Source organism: Deinococcus roseus (assembly GCF_014646895.1).
GTDB lineage: Bacteria > Deinococcota > Deinococci > Deinococcales > Deinococcaceae > Deinococcus_C > Deinococcus_C roseus.
The window spans coordinates 1-18,446 of sequence record NZ_BMOD01000037.1; the positions used below are offsets into that span (position 1 = coordinate 1).

Annotated in this window: 13 protein-coding genes; 7 read left to right on the forward strand and 6 right to left on the reverse strand. The window is 56.1% G+C overall.

Annotated elements, in window-relative coordinates; translation table 11 throughout:
• Window positions 1–160 precede the first annotated feature (160 nt).
• A complete protein-coding gene (locus IEY52_RS24330; protein ID WP_189008500.1) occupies window positions 161–1,678 on the forward strand; it encodes a recombinase family protein in 1,518 nt (505 codons plus the stop codon).
• 57 nt (window positions 1,679–1,735) lie between these two features.
• Here IEY52_RS24330 and IEY52_RS24335 read toward each other — a convergent pair whose 3' ends face one another.
• Window positions 1,736–2,425 carry an IS3 family transposase gene (locus IEY52_RS24335; protein ID WP_189008503.1) on the reverse strand — a complete coding sequence of 230 codons (690 nt, stop codon included), beginning with the start codon at window positions 2,423–2,425 and terminating at the stop codon, window positions 1,736–1,738.
• On the reverse strand, window positions 2,422–2,691 hold the full coding sequence (locus tag IEY52_RS24340) for a transposase (RefSeq protein ID WP_189008506.1): 270 nt from the start codon (window positions 2,689–2,691) through the stop codon (window positions 2,422–2,424). The genes IEY52_RS24335 and IEY52_RS24340 overlap by 4 nt, the downstream gene beginning before the upstream one ends.
• 89 nt (window positions 2,692–2,780) lie before the next feature.
• Between IEY52_RS24340 and IEY52_RS24345 the strand changes: the two genes are divergently transcribed.
• The 3 genes from IEY52_RS24345 to IEY52_RS24355 all read left to right on the forward strand — a co-directional run bounded on the left by IEY52_RS24345 (window position 2,781) and on the right by IEY52_RS24355 (window position 6,215).
• Window positions 2,781–2,936 (forward strand): transposase, encoded by a 156-nt coding sequence (locus IEY52_RS24345; RefSeq protein ID WP_189008509.1) that lies wholly within the window; start codon window positions 2,781–2,783, stop codon window positions 2,934–2,936.
• A 540-nt stretch (window positions 2,937–3,476) separates the two neighbouring features.
• Entirely contained in the window at window positions 3,477–5,129 is a 1,653-nt protein-coding gene (ltrA, locus tag IEY52_RS24350; protein WP_189008512.1) for a group II intron reverse transcriptase/maturase, read from the forward strand.
• A 231-nt stretch (window positions 5,130–5,360) separates the two neighbouring features.
• Window positions 5,361–6,215: an integrase core domain-containing protein gene (locus tag IEY52_RS24355; RefSeq protein WP_189008516.1), complete on the forward strand. Its 855-nt coding sequence runs from the start codon at window positions 5,361–5,363 to the stop codon at window positions 6,213–6,215.
• 307 nt (window positions 6,216–6,522) lie between these two features.
• On the opposite strand, the gene IEY52_RS24360 is transcribed toward IEY52_RS24355, so the two are convergent.
• Window positions 6,523–6,819 (reverse strand): hypothetical protein, encoded by a 297-nt coding sequence (locus tag IEY52_RS24360; protein ID WP_189008519.1) that lies wholly within the window; start codon window positions 6,817–6,819, stop codon window positions 6,523–6,525.
• A gap of 447 nt (window positions 6,820–7,266) precedes the next feature.
• Window positions 7,267–7,959, reverse strand: coding sequence for a J domain-containing protein (locus IEY52_RS24365; protein ID WP_189008522.1), 693 nt, complete (start codon window positions 7,957–7,959; stop codon window positions 7,267–7,269).
• Between the two features lie 787 nt (window positions 7,960–8,746).
• On the opposite strand from IEY52_RS24365, the gene IEY52_RS24370 reads away from it, so the two are divergent.
• Window positions 8,747–9,412 (forward strand): HNH endonuclease signature motif containing protein, encoded by a 666-nt coding sequence (locus tag IEY52_RS24370; protein WP_189008525.1) that lies wholly within the window; start codon window positions 8,747–8,749, stop codon window positions 9,410–9,412.
• Between the two features lie 76 nt (window positions 9,413–9,488).
• On the opposite strand, the gene IEY52_RS24375 is transcribed toward IEY52_RS24370, so the two are convergent.
• Window positions 9,489–9,665 (reverse strand): transposase, encoded by a 177-nt coding sequence (locus IEY52_RS24375; protein WP_268239762.1) that lies wholly within the window; start codon window positions 9,663–9,665, stop codon window positions 9,489–9,491.
• 196 nt (window positions 9,666–9,861) lie between these two features.
• Window positions 9,862–11,322, reverse strand: a complete 1,461-nt coding sequence (locus IEY52_RS24380; protein WP_189008531.1) for a hypothetical protein — start codon at window positions 11,320–11,322, stop codon at window positions 9,862–9,864.
• Between the two features lie 369 nt (window positions 11,323–11,691).
• Between IEY52_RS24380 and IEY52_RS24385 the strand changes: the two genes are divergently transcribed.
• Both IEY52_RS24385 and IEY52_RS24390 read left to right on the forward strand, forming a co-directional pair.
• Window positions 11,692–16,572, forward strand: coding sequence for a DUF4132 domain-containing protein (locus tag IEY52_RS24385; RefSeq protein WP_189008535.1), 4,881 nt, complete (start codon window positions 11,692–11,694; stop codon window positions 16,570–16,572).
• Window positions 16,573–17,732: 1,160 nt separating this feature from the next.
• Window positions 17,733–17,933: a hypothetical protein gene (locus tag IEY52_RS24390; protein WP_189008538.1), complete on the forward strand. Its 201-nt coding sequence runs from the start codon at window positions 17,733–17,735 to the stop codon at window positions 17,931–17,933.
• Window positions 17,934–18,446: the final 513 nt, after the last annotated feature.

Here is an 18,446-nt window from a genome sequence, read left to right on the forward strand (position 1 = left end):
GTCACCTGTCCCCTGTGGATTTTGAGAATCGGCAGTCAGGATAATCCTTCTTCTCCAGGTGTGCAAAAGGGTTGCAAGTTCACTCAGAACCCACCTGCCCATCGGATATTATTTGTTGAAAGGTCAGGTGGTGCTGGACCCAGATGAACAGGTCCAGCACATGGTCCGGCTGGTCTTCAGAAAATTCAGGGAAATTGGCACTGTCAGTGGGGTCCTCAAATATCTGGTTTACCATGACCTGCAAATGCCAGTTCGAAGACTTGGCAAAAAGCATGACCAGGAACTGACCTGGCAGAGACCCAATCGGATGACCTTGCTCAACCTCTTACATCACCCCATCTATGCGGGTGCTTACAGTTATGGACGCAAAAAATTAGATCCACGCAGGCAAAAAGCGGGACGACCTTACACGGGACAGGTGGTGCAAGAGCGCTCCAATTGGCATGCTTTTATTCCAGATCATTTTCCGAGCTATATCACCTGGGACGAGTATTTGCACCATCAGGAACAGCTTCACGAAAATCAGATGCGTCGTTTCACCAAGGGCGCACCCAGGGCTGGTACCGCTTTGCTTTCAGGACTGGTGTTCTGTGGAAAGTGTGGTCAGCGAATGCAATCCCACTACAACCAAAAATGCTTTTCCTACGGTTGTAGCCGCCTGAACATGGACTATGCCGAGCCGGTGTGCCAATTCTGCGTGGGGCAGCCCATTGATCGCTGGGTGGTCGAACAGGTGCTGGAAGCCTTAAAACCCGCCAGTCTGGAGGTTTCTCTGACCACCTTGCAACATTTAGAGCGGGATCGCAAGGACCTGGAGAAACTGTGGCAGCAACGTCTGGAACGGGCTCACTTCGAAGCAGAACGTTGTAGAAGGCAATATGACCGGGTGGAGCCTGAGAACCGCCTGGTGGCCCGTACTCTGGAACGGGAGTGGGAAGAAAAGCTAACTGCAGAACAGAAATTAAAGGAGGAATACCACCGTTTTCAGGCTGCACAACCCAGAGTGCTGAGTTCTGAGGACCTTCAGCGCATTCGAGACCTCAGTCAGGACATTCCGCAATTGTGGTTTTCTACCACCACCACAGATCTGGAACGCAAAGCCATTCTGAGACAGGTGGTTCAGAAAGTCACCGTGGAAGTCCAGCAGAAATCAGAGCAGGTCCGCGTGGATATCCAATGGGTGGGGGGTTTGGTAACGTCTGGGACAACCATTAAGCCTGTTGCAAAACTGGAACAGCTGAGCTATTACCCAGACCTGATGAAGTTAGTGAAAGCACATGTTGAGCAAGGCACTTTGGTGAAAGACCTGGTCAATGTGCTCAATGAGACGGATTTTCGACCTCCCAAAAGGATTCGGATGTGGAATATCACAGCTGTCCGAAGCCTGATTCGACGTGCCCAAAAAGTAGGGGGAACACAGCAGAGCCTGCCAGTTCCTTTGGGTCACTGGTGGAGACTCAAAGATCTGGCTTCCTGGCTGGGCATGCCGGGAATCACCTTGCATCGCTGGGTCACCATGGAGCAAGTCCTGGCGAAGAGAAATGAAAAAGGCAAGTGGCTAGTGTGGGCAGACGAAACAGAAGTGCTGCGTCTGAGGAAAATCCGTCAGACCCCCAGAAGTGAAGTCAATCGTAACAAGTGGCTGGAACAGTTCACCAGCAAAAAGCCTTCAGGTTGAAAGGATAAAATGACCTCATCAGGAGTGATTTCAGAAAGGATGTGGTTTTAATGGGCCTCAAGGATGAGGGATCTCCTCTCGGAATCTGGCATTAAAACTTTCCGTTTTGCCATTCTGCCAGGGTTTCCCAGGCTCAATGTATCTGGTCCCTACGCCCAGCAGGCCGAGAAAAATCCTCAACTCAGAAGCAATGAACTCGCTGCCATTGTCCGATCTCAGGAAGTCAGGAGCGCCACGGGTCTGGATCACCGACCTGAGGACCTCCTGCACATCGATGGATCTGAAGTTAGCTTTCACCGTCAGGGAGAGACATTCCCTGGTGAATTCATCGATCAGGACCAGGAATTTCAGGGTTTCACCTCGCACAGTACGGTCGAAAATGAAGTCGTACGACCACACCTCATTGGGCTGAGTGGCAGCTTCAGGCAGGGTTGCTCCAGTGCGGATCTTGCGTGGGGAGACCTTCTGAGAGCGAAGAAAACCTAGCTCCCTCCAGACACGCTGGACTTTCTTCTTATTGATCACCATCCCTTCTCTGAGCAGCACCTGGTGCATTCTCCGATAGCCATAGACCGGGTAAAGCTCGGCAAGTTCCCTCAGACGCTTCTCCAGCACCTCGTCTCTGACCTTGCGGCTCTGGTAGCGCAGCATCGAGCGGTGAAGGTTCAAGAGACGGGCTGAGCGACGCTCACTGAGGCCTTCTGCGACCAGCAGTTGTGCCGCTTTCCGCTGGTCGGCTACCGTCACCACTTTTTTTTCAGCACCTCTTTGATCGCAGAGTTCTCCAAGGTGAGCTGGCCGACCAGCTTCAGTAAACGGGCATTTTCCTGTTCCAGCTGCTTTAAACGCTTGAGTTCGGCAGTATTGGTGCCCTGGTATTTGGCTTTGAGGTTGTAGTAGGTGGCTTCGCTGATGTTGTACTTGCGACACAGCTCTGCGGTGTTCAGCTCGCTTTTTTCGCCTTCCTTGAGGAGGTCTACGATCTGTTCGTCGGTCAACTTGCGTTTCGCCATAAGTCATTCGGTAATGCGGCAAGAAAGACTTCCAAAAATGGCCTAACCTGAAGAGAAATCGACAGGAAATGCATACTGGAGGCACTTTCATGGGGAAACAACGCAAAAACTGGCCCGCAGACCTCAAACAGACCATCGTGCTCGAAGTTCTCAAAGGCGAAGAATCCGTAGCCAGCATTGCCCGGCGATATGAAGCCAGCGAGGCGCTATTGTACAAGTGGGTGCGACCTGCAAAGGGTCGGTGAGGAATGCCGACGAAAGTCGGACTCTGTGGTATTCAGATGCCCCTACCTGAACATGCCCAAAGGTAACTGACGGTGTGAAGCTTCAGGGACAACGTTCTGACCACAGCCAGCCCAGGTGCTGTGGTAGACCAGGGGGAGCTAGAGAAGGCTGAACGTAAGTGAATCACCGTTTGTACGGCTCGTAAAGATTGGCTGGCGAAAAGGGCTGATACGCCAGAACCAAAACGGTATGCAGGAAGGATTGCACGGTCCATTTACGGGCAACAATACCCAAACTCCTGCCGGGTCAGAGGTGGCAGCCTCCCTCTAACGTTTGAGTCCTCTCCGATCAACAGGGTAAACCCCATGCACTCCACGAAAGTGGTCCGCTAACTGTAAAGAAAGCTCATGGTGCAGGGGGCAAAGGAGGTCAGAAAAAGCGAATGCCAGACTGTAATCGACTGGATAGGGCCATGCCCGACCCGAAAGGGTGCTGACTTCTGACTGGTCTTCTACGGAATTGAACTTCTCAATCGCCCCCACTGAAGGAGACGTTAGACAATGCTTGTCATTGAACAGACCGACAGACCAGACATCCTGTGGCAGAACATCAATTGGACTGCCACGGAACAGACGGTAAGGCGCATTCAGGAAAGGATTTTCCGGGCAACTCAGCAAAAGGAGTGGCGGCAGGTTAAGAACCTGCAAAAACTCCTGATCCGTTCCACTTCAGCCCATCTGCTCGCCATCCGCAAGGTGACCCAGGAAAACCCTGGAAAACGCACCCCAGGAATCGACGGAAAGGTGGCTGATACACCAGAAGCACGGCAAGAACTGCTGGAATCAGGTTTGTCCTTCAAGGCATACCGTCCTCTCCCTGTGAAACGGGTGTTGATTCCCAAGCCGGGGGGCAAAACCCGGCCTCTGGGCATTCCCACCGTCAAAGACCGGGTGATGCAAACCCTGGTGAAACTTGCCCTGGAGCCTGAATGGGAAAGCCAATTCGAGGCCAACTCCTACGGCTTTAGACCCGGGCGAAACACCATGGATGCCATCACCCAGCTCCACATCACGCTAAACGGCAAAGGTTGCAGTGAATGGATCCTGGACGCGGACATTCGAAGCTGCTTCGACCAGATCGACCATCAGGCCATTTTGGACCGGGTCCCGGTGTTTAAAACGGTCATTTTCAGGTGGTTGAAAGCAGGGGTGATCGAATGGGGCCAAAAAGTGGAGTCCGAACAGGGCACTCCACAAGGCGGTCCCCTATCACCCTTGCTGGCCAACATAGCCCTGCATGGCATGGAAGCCCTGTTCGGAGCAGAACACCCCTCTGGAATCAACATTTCTCCTGCCAGACGAAGCGGACTGAACAAAGGGATCTCTGTGACACGGTTTGCCGACGATTTTATTGTGACCGCACCCTCCAAAGAACGCATCGAGGACTATGTGATGCCCAAGTTGCAGGCTTTCTTGAAAGAAAGAGGTCTGGAATTCAGTGAAGCCAAAACCCGCATTACCCATGTGGATGAGGGTTTTAACTTTCTGGGTTTCACCATCCGGCGCTTCAAAAGGGCAGTGCTGACCTACCCTCAAAAGGAAAAGGTCAAACAATACGTCAGCAACATCAGGTCCCATCTCAAGAACAACAAACAGGCTAGGACCGAAAAGATCATCCGTAAGCTAAATTTGATGATTCGGGGATGGATCAACTATTACCGGTTCAGTGCAGCAAAGTCGACCTTTAACAAATTGGACTACCTGATGTGGTTGATGCTGTGGAGGTGGGCGAAACGCCGCCACCCCAAGAAATCGGGGCGGTGGGTGCGAAAACGCTACTTCACCCAGCATTGGACGTTTCACGAAGGGGACATGATGCTGCAAAGACATACTAAAGTGCCAGTCACCCGGTATGTCAAAGTACAGGGCAAGGCCAGCCCTTTGAATCCAGGTCTTCGCAGTTATTGGAAGAACCGAAGATACAAAGGGGAAATGGCAGATCTACGTCGTTCCAGTCACAGAATCCTCTTCAGCAGGCAGCAAGGGAAATGTGCATTGTGTCAGGCGGCTCTCGAAGCCAGCGTGATGCACAATCACCATGTGCTTGCAAAAGTTGTGGGAGGAAGTGACGGACTGGAAAACCGTGTGTTGGTGCATCCCTGGTGTCATCAGGCATGGCATCAACGGGTGGGATACCTGAGGAAGAAGGCTTGAGCCGCTTGTGGGGAAACTCACACGAGTGGTTCTGAGGGGGGAAAGGTCCCGCAAGGGACCTGACCTACCCGACAAGGAACAATTTCTGCAGGCTGGACTGGGCGCCCTGTCAGGCAACAAAAATGAAACGCCGAGTGCAGCTTTGCAGAATGAGAATGACCGCCTGAAACGCTTGCTGGCCGAGAAAGAACTGGAACTGGATATTGCAAAAAAGGCGCGAGGTCGCTAGACGTGGGGGAGCTGGCGGTCCTGTATCAGAATTACCCCACCGTCACCTTGCGGCATTTTGCCCGCCTGGCAGGGGTGGCCTATCATCGGCTGCGGGATTTCTTGCGTGGCGAACGTCAACGCCAAGCCCGTCAACAGAAAAAGATCGAAGCTCAAAGTCATGTTCTCCAACTGGTGGGGCAGCACCCCACCTTCGGGTACCGCAAACTATACCAGCAAGCGGTGAAAATGGGCTCAAAGGTGGGTGAACATTGGATTCGACACTATCTCAGACAGCAAAAGTTAAATCCTGCTCCTCACCGGAAACGCCGCAAACCCAAAGTGGAAACCTTACCGGAGAGCAAGTGGCCACAGGGACGTAGGGTGCAGATCGATGCCACGATGATCCAACTCCCTCAGGACGGTAAAGTTTGGGTCTATCAGGTCCTGGACGTTAAAACACGTTTGTGCCTTGCTTCAATGGCCTTTCCTCAGCTGTCCAGCTTCAATGCCTTGCAAAGCCTCAAGGCTGGGATCAGTGAGCTAAAGAAGTACGTGTCAGACAACACGTTTCTGATTCAGAGTGATGGTGGCTCGGACTTCACCAGTGCCCCCTTTCAGGCCCATTGCAAGGAGATCGGTGATTGGACACGTTGTCGGACCTCGCAGAAGGGTGGGATGGGCATTCTGGAGCGTCTCAATCGCACGTTGAAGTACGAAATGGTGTTTCGTCATGACCCTCAGAATTTAGCAGAGCTGAAAGCCCTGTTGCAGAAATTTCAGTTGTGGTACAACACGGAGCGGCTTCATGCGTCCCTGGAGTATCAAACTCCGCTGCAGGTGGCGGCACAAGAGGGTAAAATTCTCTTATCGGCTTGAAGCCTTTTTTGCCGCACTACCATCCATCAGGTTCTGGACGTCAAAACCCGCTTGTGCCTGGCCACATTGGCTTTTCCAAAGCTGTCCGGCGGGAAGGCTTTACAGGGCCTCCAGGCAGGAATCAATGAGCCAAAGAAGTACGTATCGGTCAATTTCTGATCCAAAGTGATGGTGGGTCAGCCTTCACCCGTGCCCCTTGCCGGACTCAAAGTAGAGCTAAAGTTAGCCTGGCAAAGGGTGAAGCGGTTACCCCTCCTCAACCTGGTCTTTTCTGGGGTCTGGCCCAGGACTGTGTCACAGAAGGCAGTCAAGACGAATTTGAAGCAGACATGTGTTGCCAGATGGTGCGCAATTCTCCCTGGATTTCATGCCAGCCGTCTCCAGGCTGAAGATCCTCTGCAGTCACCACCACATCCAACCATTCAATGGGGTGGTTGGCTCCCACCTCAATGGCCCCCTGGACCCATTCCGACAATGCTTCAGGAATCCATGCCAGCAGAAGTCGAGCCTCTGGCAGTTGAGAGAGAAATGCAAACCAGGTGTCCCAGGGGGGCAGATAGTTGTCATCGATGACGCCTTTCGATGCAGATGCGCCTTCACCCATGGCCAATTCCAGTCGTCCCTGAAAACACAAGATTCTTCCTGAAGCCTGTTGTAGGAGAAGACCTTTTAACAAAGCACTTCGCTGATCAATCAGGTTTTGAATCCAGTCTGGATGCAGTTCTCCCCAGCCCCATCTATGGGGATAATCTGGAGGTCGAAGTTCAGCAGAACGCAGGAAGGAGTCCGGATGATTCAGGTCAATGCGAGCCTGACACCACAATTGAGCTTCCTGTAGGGCGCGTTGATGGGCTTCCCAGGGCGTGGTCATGCCTCAGTGTAAGACGACCTGGCTGCCAGTTTCAGGTGAGGTCTTTTTGCGCAGGTCACTAAGATCAATCGCTGTTCAGAGCAGTTGCAGGCGCAGCACCACCACCACAAGCCCCACACCCAGAAACCACAGGAAGGGGTGCAGGCCTTCATCGTCGAGCAGCACATTCCAGTGGTCCTTTCAGGGGTTGTGTGGGCGCACACGGGGAAGTGTTTCACGCAGGGAAATCAGGGTTTGCACCAACCAGCGTTTCTCCACGTCATCCGGAGCATAAGCCACAGCAGCTTGGGCCGCCAGGTAAGCTTCAGCAAGTTGCTGGGTTTGCAGGTAACTGAGGATGTTGTGCTTGAGCACCTGGTAGTTGATCTCTCTGGGTACGAACGCCCACAGGGTGTTGCAGAGCATCTGGTACAGGACATAAAGGAGCAACAGCGGCAGGAAAAAACCCACGGGTAAAGTCAGGGTGGCCCCCAGCGCCCACTGACCGTTCAGCTGCCGCACCTTGCGTTTCGCGCAATCCGGGCACAACAAATGCTGGTCTTTTTCCCGGTAGAAACTTTCTCTGTTCCAGGTGGGTTGTCTGAGTTCCAGCAGCCGCAGGTGAGGGCTGGTGCACTGGCACACCTCGCAACGCAAAAAAATGACCTGCTGGACGGAAGGGGAAGCTTTGCCTTGCGGCCTGGGCCGGGTTTTGCGGGCCGGGTCACGCAGCCACTCATAGGCCTGCTGGATTTCCTGGAACCGCAAAGACGCCCCGGGGGTTTTGTCCCGATCCGGGTGGTGGGTTTTGACCTTCTGGCGGTAAGCGGTCTTGATGTCTTGCAAGGTGGCGGTCTCTGGAACGCCCAGCACCTCAAAAGGAGACCTGGTCATAGGGGCCTCTCCAGCCCAGGACTTGGGCTCAACTTTCATTTGACCTACACCTGCATGTCAAAACACCCTGAAGTCCCCGCAGTGCACTTCGGGTGCATCCATTGACGCAACTCCTCTTCTTCCACACACAGAACCCTTGAATTGAATGCCTGTACGGGACCTCAGCGAGATTTGGCTTCAGATGCCCGGAGACAGGCTCAACCAGGCCATTTCTCGCCGGAGCAGCAGGGCAAAAAGAAAGGGTCCTCCTGGGGGAATTCATTGAGCTGCACGTGGACGCCAGCGTGCAGCCAGTCCAGCATCAAAGCATCTGCAGCGGTCCCTTTTCCAGCAAGGTCTGGATGTCCGTGTCCACCCAGTGCATGACTTCATCTTACCTGGAAGACCAGACTTCACCTTTCTATTTTTGCAGGGGGCCAGAGCACCCACATCAGGGGAAATGGGTCGAACTGTCTGCTCCCGGAAGCTGGTCCCAGAGTGCCCGGAGAAGGACCATGTGGCCCTCATTTTACCCCTGTTTTTCCTGAAGGCGTCCAATCAGGTTTGTCCCCACTGGCCACCTGAGGTCTGGCTTTTCCTGCGGTATTCTTGAGGACGTGATCCCCCCGTCCCTCTTGCCTGACCTGACCCATGAGGAAACCGAAGATCTGACCTCCTCAAGGACGCCCTCACGCCGGACCAGAGGAGTGCCTGGTGGTTCTCAGGGCATCAAGGGGAAACCGGATGTCCTCCTGCCACCGTGTTCAGTTAAGGCCACTCTTGTGCTCAACGGAACTGGGGATTGCCGTTGAGAAAAGCCCGACTTCCCCCCGAACTTCGGGTGAAGAAACCCCAATCAAAACAGAAAAAAAAGAAGCAGCGTGAACAGCTGGAAGCCCACCTGCAAAAACCCAGAGGGTACAGGCGTTTCACCCCCACCTCCGAACTACCACTGGAGCGCTTTGACGCGCAGGGCCAGCGGGTGTGCCGCTGGTGCGGAGGCAGTTTGACCGGCCGCCAGAGGAGCTGGTGCTCCGTAGCCTGCAATGAAGCGTGGCTGGTCCGCTCGATGCCGTCTTTTGCCCGCAAAAAGGTGCTCGAGCGGGACCGGGGGGTGTGCGTGCAGTGCGGGGTGGAGGCCCAGGGCCGGGACAACCAGATCGCCCGGGAACTGCAAAAAGAGCGCCGACTCAGGCGAGGAACACTCACCAGGGTGGTCTTACGGGACCACCTGAAACAGCACCTTCTCGACATCCTGCCCAGGTACGGCCTGAGTGACCCTGGTGAGATGGGCTGGCAGATGGACCACATCATCGCAGTGGAACAGGGGGGAGGGGAGTGCGGACTGGAAAACCTGCAAACCCTCTGCACCGTGTGCCACCGGCAGAAAAGCAAACAGCAGGCTGCGGAGCGGGCCCAGAGACGCAAAGCAGTCCGCTCCCAGGGCATTTCCCTTTCGGGGGAAATGCCCTGACTGAGAAGCAGAAGGAACTTGAAGGGTCCTGACCCCGGTGTCAGACCCAGCTCTCGGATGTGTTTTTCCTGTTCAGTCAGGCTGGAACGCCCCTGCCCCTGAAGACTGGCCGACCACGCTTCTGGGCTTCCTGGTGCTTTTTGATCCAGCGGCACATGATTTGGGTGGAGATGCCCAGGTCTGCTGCCACCCTGGTGGCGGTCATGCCGGGCCCTGTGGCCATCTGGACGGCTTGAAGTTTAAACCCTGCAATGTTTTCTTACGGTCTGACTTCTGTTCTGACGGCTCAACCTGGAGTCAACAAAAATGCAGCAGGATCATTGCAGGGATGTCGCTGTGGACTTGACCTGTTCTTCAATTTAGCCGACCATCAAGCCCGGACCCTGGTCCTTTCGGTCTGCAGCACGCTTTCAACATCTGGAGCAACCCGAACCTCTCAACCCCTGGAGTCAGGGCTTTCTGCAAGCAGGTTCCCAGCTTCTCTCCAGGCCCACCACCCAACCTGACCAGACAATGGTGTCATAGATGATGAAGTAAGGCTGTTGTCGAACGCTGTCGTACTGGATGTCCCACGGGAAAGGCAAGTATTGCTGTTCAGGTCCCGGGTAGTCCATCACGTCTCGTGAATCTTCCAGCACGAACAGCGACAGGCAAGACAGGGTAACCCCCGAGGGCACATCAAAGTACACCCGGAAGTCACTTCTCCGGTCCGGTTTGCCCTTCGCAGCAATCTGGTACACCCAGATGGTGTCCGGGTCAAAGAAGGGGGAGCGTGGCAGGTCTGCTTTGGTGAAGGTCACCTCCGTCAGCTGCTGGTTCTCATCCCTCAGTTCCAGGCCGTCCGTTCCTGCTTGAAGTGCTTCTCCCAGCTGTCGGGAAACCGTTGAGGCTGGAACCAGCACGTGGTGCCCATAATGCTCCTGTAAAAATGCAGGGGGCAATTTGAGCAAAACGAATTTCAGGGATGCGGACATCAGTGGAACCACCAGCTGGTGCTTTGCGGTGTCTGCGTTTGCCTGCAGCATGGCCCAGCCACAGCCTTCTCCCCAGATGCTGCAGTAAGGGGCCCACAGGCTCACCTCTTTCAGAGAGAGGGTCTGCGGCACCTGCAGGTGCAAGAACACATCCGGGTCAAGGCTGCTTTCTTCAGCAACATTTGCTTCATCAGCCTCATGTTGCACAGAAAAGCTGTAGATGGGCGAAAGGGCATATGGAGCCAGTTGTTCCGGCAAGGCCACTTTGGAGGAAGTGGAGGACCACTTGAGTGAAAGAGGGGTTTTCGGCGGGTGCTGCAGCCACACCTGTTGCCTGCCTGCAAAAAAGATGGTCTGGGTGTCCGCAGCAATGGATTTCTGGTGTGTTTTTGCCTGGGCGAACTGCGAGCGGAACCCCCAGGTGAGCAGCACATCCTGGGAGAGGTCGGGAATTTCAAAGTGCACCAGGCCCACCTCCCCATCAGGGCCCTTTTTCTGAAAAGTGGCGTCCTGAGACCAGGACACCCGGGTGGTCAGCAAGCGCCCACTCACCGTGTGGTAGGCCCGGACCATCAAATTGGCAGTGCAATCTGTGGGCAACTGCAGGTTCAGGGTTGCCGCAGTCCCATGAGGAACCCCCTGCACCTTCAAAGCCAGTGCATTGAGGTTTTTCATGGGCTCTGGCAGCTGATCCGTTGCATTTTCCATGCTCACCAGGGCTTCCAGAGGCACATCGGGATGGAAGTGCAGCAGGTCGGGAAAAGCGTTGTAATGGCCGTGCTTCAGCAGCACAGGCTCCCAGAGGTATTCGAATTGCGCATCGCAAAAACTGGAGTCATCGTATTGCATGGTTTTGACGCTGGTCAGCAATTTGTTTTGCTGGGCAGATGCGCCGCTCAACCACAAAAACAGGGCCACCACAATCCAATGTTTCATCAAACCTCCATTTTGAACAGCAAGCTGTTGGGGAATGCTGACTTGATCTTAACGGAGATGTTTCGCTGATGCATGGTGACTGGATTCCTGCATCTTCAACAGGTGGGACCACAAAAGCGGTCATGCTGGCACCCTCAATGGGTGGCAGGGAAACAACGGGTTGAGAAGGCTGTCCGGGTGAGGGTGCAGCGCACCCTCACCACAATGGTGCTTTGCAGCCACAGAACCTGCCTGATGGGGATTTGCCGGTTCTGGGTCCAGAATCTCCGACCAGGCGAACCCCGAGGGACTTCAAAATATGTTGTAAACAGAATAAGCTGGGATCTACCATGATGCAGCCTGCCCCACCGATGCCTGTAAAATTTGACCTTGCGCAAGTCATTGAAGCTGCTTTTTCGTTTTTGGCTGGGACCTATGGGGGTCTCCCCACCAGAGTGGCGGTCTGAGGTGCCACTGGAACATGGGTTCCAGCAAGTGGAGTGGCGGGAGGCTTTCCGGGCAGGGGTGATGCTGCTCTCTTCCAAAGCAGCACAGGTTGCCCTGCTACTCGAAGAAAGGGCCGACCGCCGGGAGATGCACAGGGCAGAGCTTGCAGAAGCCCGCGACCAGGAATATGTCTTGTTGCACGATCAGATGGAGGCCCTGACCCCTGAAGAACGCAGGAGCCTCTTTGCCCTGTTGTTCCCAGGTTTTCCTGACACCGCACAGGCCGCCTGGTCCAGGCCGCAAAACCGCAGGGGAAGTGCACAAAAAGCGTTTCATGCTCCTGGTCATCCACTGGCCAGGGCGCACGCAGCCCGCTGGTTGCAGTGGGTCTGGACCCTCACCCGCATCTGCCCACCAGACCTGGTGTGGCTTGCCCAGTGGAGTGACCGCGTCTCCCCTCATTTCACGGGTGGCCTGGGTTCCTTGCTGGCGGTTGCCATTGAGCAGGGGAACCAGCAGGTGCTGGCAGCCTTGCATGAAGCCACCACTTCTGATCTGCTGTGGAGCATGCGGGGCCGCCATGCCATCGCTGCTTTGCTGAGCAGCGAAAGCAGGGATGCCTGGGGCGAGGTGGAGCGTTTGCTGGGCCTGCTGGAAAAGCAAGAAGGATTGCGTCAGGTTTTCTTGCAGCACCTGCTGGAAGCCCCCCTGGCGGTGCTGCTCAGGCTGCTCAGATTTGTCTTGCAGCATGGCCTGCTGGCGTGGCCTGATCTGGCTGGAACGCTGGGCGGATGGCTGCTCTGGAAGCAGGGTCCCCCAGACCTGCAGGTGCTCAAGCAACAACTCAAAATGCTGCTGGAAGCCCTGGAAGATCCCGGGACGGTCGAGGCATGGCTGGCAGAGGGAAATGGACAGCAGGTCTTCATGGCCCTGTGGGCCACTGCCATGCAAGACGCCTGCCTCTGCCTGGAACGGGGAGCCCTTTTGCTCCAGGACGCACAGACCGAACGCCGTTACGCTGCTGCACTGGTGATGCAGGCCACCCGCCTCACGGACTTCCTGAAATTCGTCCCTGTGTTGCTTGAAGATGTGGATTTGCGCATCTGCACGGTGGGCCTGCTCAGCACCCTCCAGAACAGCCATGATGGGTTGCCCCGAACCCGCAATCCAGCCCACTTTGGAAACTTTGAAGGGCTCTTTGACCAGGTTGCCCTCCTGATCCCCCGTCTGCCTGAAACGCTGCAACATCAACCCCTGTTGTGGGGCTGGGATGGCATGGTCTGGCCCAGGGAACCCGCTGTCTCCTTGCTGTCTGAGGTGCTGGCCGACAGGCCCCAAACTGCCCTGCTGCCCCACCTCGCACACATGCCCAGCTGGAAAATATTGCTCACCCTCACCAGCGTTTTGCAAACCCAGCCAGAACATGCGGGGGCACGCAGTGCCCTGATTGCTTTCCTGGGTGAGGCAGAAGAGCGCCAGCGCAAACCGGCCTTCAGGCTGCTGGAAAAGCTTGTGCTCAGCGACGCTGACCTGCAACACCTGGAGCAACTTTTTCTCCGCAAAACCGCAGAACTGCGCAAACGAACCCTGACCCTGCTGGCCCTGCAGCCACTGGAAAAGGCCCTGGGTTCGGTGCGGCGTCTGATCCAGCACAGCAAAACAGACATGCGTCAGGCTGGATTGCAGGTGCTGCAAGCCCTTTTCCCGCAGCACCAGAAGGCCCTGGGTGTGCTGGCGTTGCTGCAAGACCTCAGAAAAGACTTCACCCCCATCAATGCCGCAGAGGCACAGTTGTTCCAGCTTTTCCAGGAGGCGGCCCCCACCTACACCCTGGAAAATGGTCTGGGACTTTTGGATGTGCATGCCTTTCCAGTCCCCAGAGAACCCCACTGGGTGGAGCGGGATTACGCCAGCAGGCGGCTGTATGACCACCTGCTGGCCCTTGATGCCCTGCTGCTGGAGCGCCAGCACACCCTGTTCCAGATGCACACCTACGATGGAGAGCAAATGCTTCCCCTCAGGCACATCCTGGAAAGGGACAGGAATGTCTTTGGCACAGAATCCGTGGCGCTGGCCCTCTCAGGACTGGTGGAGCAGTGGTGGCAAGACCGTCCAGAGCCGCAAGACCATGACCTCACCCAGCTGCTGTGGATGTTCGAGGTTTTGACCCATCACGAGGCAACTTACCATCCCCCTGCAGTTCTGCTTTCCAGCCTGCCCCGTCTGGAACACCTGCAAACCAGGAAAGACTTTCTGAGCCGCCTGTTCCGGGGGTTGATGGAAGAAGGCCTGCACCCCTCTGGGTCAGAATTCCTGCTGGATGCTCTGGAAAGCCACCTGCAGCTGATTCAACCCAGGCGTCAGGAAGGCCATTCCACGGGTGAAAAGGTGTGGACCAACCCACGGTGGGTGCACGCGGATTACCAGCGGCACCTGCACGCCCTGGATTTTCGTGCAGCCACCCTCACTGAGACGCAGGTTGAGAGGCTCTGGAAGCTGTTGTGCTGGCCTGGCCCCTGGGTGCCTCAGGACTTGCCCCTGGCTTTTCGGGCCTGGAAACAGGGTCTGGCCACCGAAAACGACCTGTTGCGTCTGGCCTTTCAACAGGAGGGCAGCTGGTACCATGCGCTGGGTGCACTGACCACTCGGCCCAAACACCCCTCACAAACCCCACAAGATCAGGTGCTGCGTGCGCTGGTGCTCAGGCTGCAAGACCGCATCCTGGAAGTGGAAACCGCGCGCAGTGAACCGCCCACGGTGGCCACCCCTCTGGCCCTGAACCTGCAGACCATTGAAGGGGCCCGGCACACCCTGAAAATGCTCTCTCTGCTGGGCAAAACCCCCATGGTGCGTGGAAAAGTGCAAAAACATTCCGCAGACAGCAAAGCGGCGGTGTTCAGCCGCCTGATCCGGGTGTCTTTTCCGGCTCCCCAGGACACCCCGGAGCAGTTCGGTCATTTGGTGGCACAGCACAGGCTTTCTTCAGACCGTCTTCTGGAACTTGCGGTGTATGCCCCCCAGTGGGCCATGTTTGTCGAAAAGCACCTCCTCTGGACAGGTCTGGCCAGTGCGGTGTACTGGCTGCATGCCCACACCCAGGAAAACACCAGTTTCTCCGACCACCAGGCCCGTGAACACTGGGAAGCCGAGGTGGCACAGCGCACCTCGCTGACTGCAGAAGAACTGTTGCTGGGCGGGGTGGACGTGCAGTGGTTCAGGCAGGTGCTGGGACAGCTGGGAGAAGAGCGTTTTTCCCGGTTGCAGAAAGCCACCCTGTACCTGTCGGCCACCACCGCCCGCAAACGGGCCGAACTGTACGCCCGGGCTTTGATGGGGCAGGCCACCCTCGAAGAGGTGCAGGCGGCCATTGAGGAAAAGCGGGACCAGAACGCCGTGCGTGCGCTCGGCCTGTTGCCTGTGACGTCACCGTCCCAGTTGCTCTCACGGTACGGGGTGTTGCAGCGCTTCCTCAAAGCAAGCCGCCAGTTCGGGGCACAAAAGCAGGCCAGCGAGGGGCAGGCTGTGCGAATGGCCCTGCAAAACCTTGCCCGGTTGTCGGGTTTCCTGGACGCAGAGCACCTGATGTGGCATCTGGAGGTTCAGGCAGCAGACCACCTGACAGGCCTGCAACGCGTCCACGATGGGGTCACCCTCACCTTGCAGGTGAAGCCGGACGGCACCCCTTTCATCGAAACCGAGAAAAACGGCAAGGTGCTCAAAGCCATCCCAGCCGCCCTGCGCAAACGTCCCGAAGTGGCCGAAATCCTGGAGGCCCTGGAAGACCTGAAAGAACAGCGCAGCCGCACCCGACTGGCCCTGGAGAAAGCCATGCTGCGGGGTGATTTTTTCCCCGGAAAGCAGATCTCTGCCCTCACCTTGCATCCGTCTCTGGGGCCGTTGCTGCGCAGCCTGGTGTGGATTGGAGCAGGGCAGAGCCTGGCGGTGTTTGGAGCGGGTGGGGCCAGGGACCTGCACGGCAATCCTGTGCAGGTGGATGATGCCTGGCGCATTGCGCATCCCCATGACCTGCTGCAATCTGGAGGATGGCGGGCATGGCAGCAGTGGCTGTTTCAGCAAGAGCTGCAGCAGCCTTTCAAGCAGGTGTTCCGTGAACTTTACCTGCTGACCCCTGCAGAGCAAGGTCAGGAGCGCAGTGGCCGCTTCGCTGGTCAGCAGGTGAAACCTGATCAGGCCAGGGCTTTGCTGCAAGGTCGCAACTGGGTCAGCATCCCAGACCAGGGCTATCGCAAAACCTTTGTGGATGAGGGCATCAGTGCCTGGCTGGAACTTGAGGAAAGGCACGGGGCCACCCTGATGGGACCACAAAAGATCACCGGAGAGGTGTGGTTTACGGTGCAGGACCCCTGGGGATGCCCGGAACCCCTGTTGCTGGACCATGTGCCTCCCAGACTTTTCAGTGAAACCCTGCGCGACGTGGACCTGGTGGTCAGCATTGCCCACGCAGGAAGGGTGGAACCTGAAATCGGGGTGCCCACAATGCAGATGCGGGGCGATCTGCTCAGGGAAACGCTCCTTCTGCTTCGCCTCCACAATGTGCAGGTGGATGCAAAGCATGCCACCATTCAGGGGCACCATGGCAAGTACACGGTGCACCTGGGGTCGGCCACCGTGCACCGCCAGCCCGGAGGGGCCGTGTGCATTGTACCGGTGCCAGTTCAGCAGCAGGGACGCGTCTTCTTGCCGTTCATGGAAGGAGACCCCAAAACGGCAGAGGTGATCTCCAAAGTGCTTTTGCTGGCCCGGGACCACCTGATTCAGGACCCCAGCATCCTGATGCAACTGGTGAAGAATCCAGCCTCCTGAACCCGTGCCAAGGCTGACCTCGATTTGCAAACCCCCGCAGGAGCAGCACCAGCAGCTGAAATCTGGCTTGATCATCGGGCTGAAGTCCCACCTGGCACGCGTGGACTTAAAGGAATTGCACCAAAGGCCACCTTAGTAGAAGGACGCCTGGAGATGACGGGTTTCATTGAACAGCTCAGGGTTCTTCTGAAAGGCGAGCAACCCGGGTGATTTGCCAGATTGTTCTAGAGGGGTTTGGAAAGAAGGGCGAGATCATGGGTCTTCCAGTCTGGGGTGGCTGGTACACGGGCAAGTGAACACCCTTCTCTGGTCTGAAAACCGCTATTGGATGTGAGCTTTGGTACATCGATCATGTCCCGTATGGGGGGCTGATCAAGCCACAGGGCCCAGGGTGAAGTTGAAGGTTGTGCCTACATCTGATTGCGATTTTTCCCTGCAGGTCAGGGAATTCCCTGAGAGAGTGGTCGTTTTTGCCTTTAGAGAATGTCCTGGGTGAGTGCTCTGTGGCTGAAACTGCTCGTGGTGTCGTATCCTGTCGCTTCTGTTGTTTACTCTGGGTGGATCCTGGTGAGGTTGCAGCGAAAGTAAACCAGCTCAATGCTGCACATACAACGGTCTGCAATGGCCTGCAGGGACATGTTTTGCAGGGTGGCCCAGAGCAGGGCGTGCCTGGGGAGTGGCAGACAGGCACCGATTTTCTGGGCTTCTTTTTCGTGTTTCTGGTTGGGGTGGTTGGAAGGCGTTTGAGCAGGAGGTGGGTGGGTTCGTGCATGATGCTGCGGGGAATGGTGGGGGCGATGAAGGATCAAGGGAGGCTCATGGGAGACCAACAGGGCAGACCACTGGCAGGTGTTTTCCGGGGTCTTCTTGTAGAGTGGTGAGGAGATTCGGGGGTGAAGAACTCGGCTCCAAGATGGCTGGCGAGGGTGCGGGCAGGGAGCGGTTCGTAGGCTTGCAGGCCAGGTTGGTGGCGAAGGTGAGTAGAGGTTCCTTCGCACCTACAGGCGAAGGTTTTTGTGGTCAAATGGGTTTGGGGCCCAGTCATCATTTTAAGTTTCTGTCTTGAGAGCTTGTGTTTACCTTCGGTTGAGCTACAAAGATCAGCGGACCCGTGGCCTGAGATGCCACGCTGCAGCCTGTCCTGAAAGCAGGAGAAACAGATGAAGAAAATTCACAGCCTCAGCAAAGTCGTTCAAGAACGCCATGAGCAAGGTCTGGGTGTGGAGCGCATCTCCAGCGATGGCACCGACGAGTTGATGTGGGATCAGCAGGCCCTGGAGCATCCTGATGTGAATGCGGCTGGGCAGGCTCGCATTCTTGGATTGCTGGCGGCCAACAAAGACGATTCCACCCAGGAATAAAGGCACTGCAGGTGCACGAATGGGCTGAAATCAACCCTGCCTTTCTAAAGAACATGACGATCACCCAGAAGTTTCAAAGGGTAGGGACGTGAAGTCCATTTTTCCGGTTGTTTGCTGAGAGGATCCTGGATCCCCAGGATGGTGAGTGGGTGTGGCGGGTAACTTGCTTTGGTCGGGAGGGTCCAGATGGCTACGGCCCAAAAACCAGCTGGTTGACCTGTGAATCTGAATGGATGGTCTGTGGTGTAACTGCGAAATGGGGCACCACAGGATGCCCGGATCATGGGTTCCAGGTGCCACCTGGACCGCTGGAAATGCCAGAGAAACGATCCTTGAAGCCCTGATTTTGACCTGCACCATCAACAAAATCGTCCTGGTCACCAAACAGACTGGAGAGAATCTGCTGCCGAAGATTGAAGGCCTGGTGAAGTGAGAGAAGCTGATCTGGGTGATGGATGAAGCTCAAAAGGTCACCTGAATACAGGTACTGGACAGTGCACATTCTTGATGCTT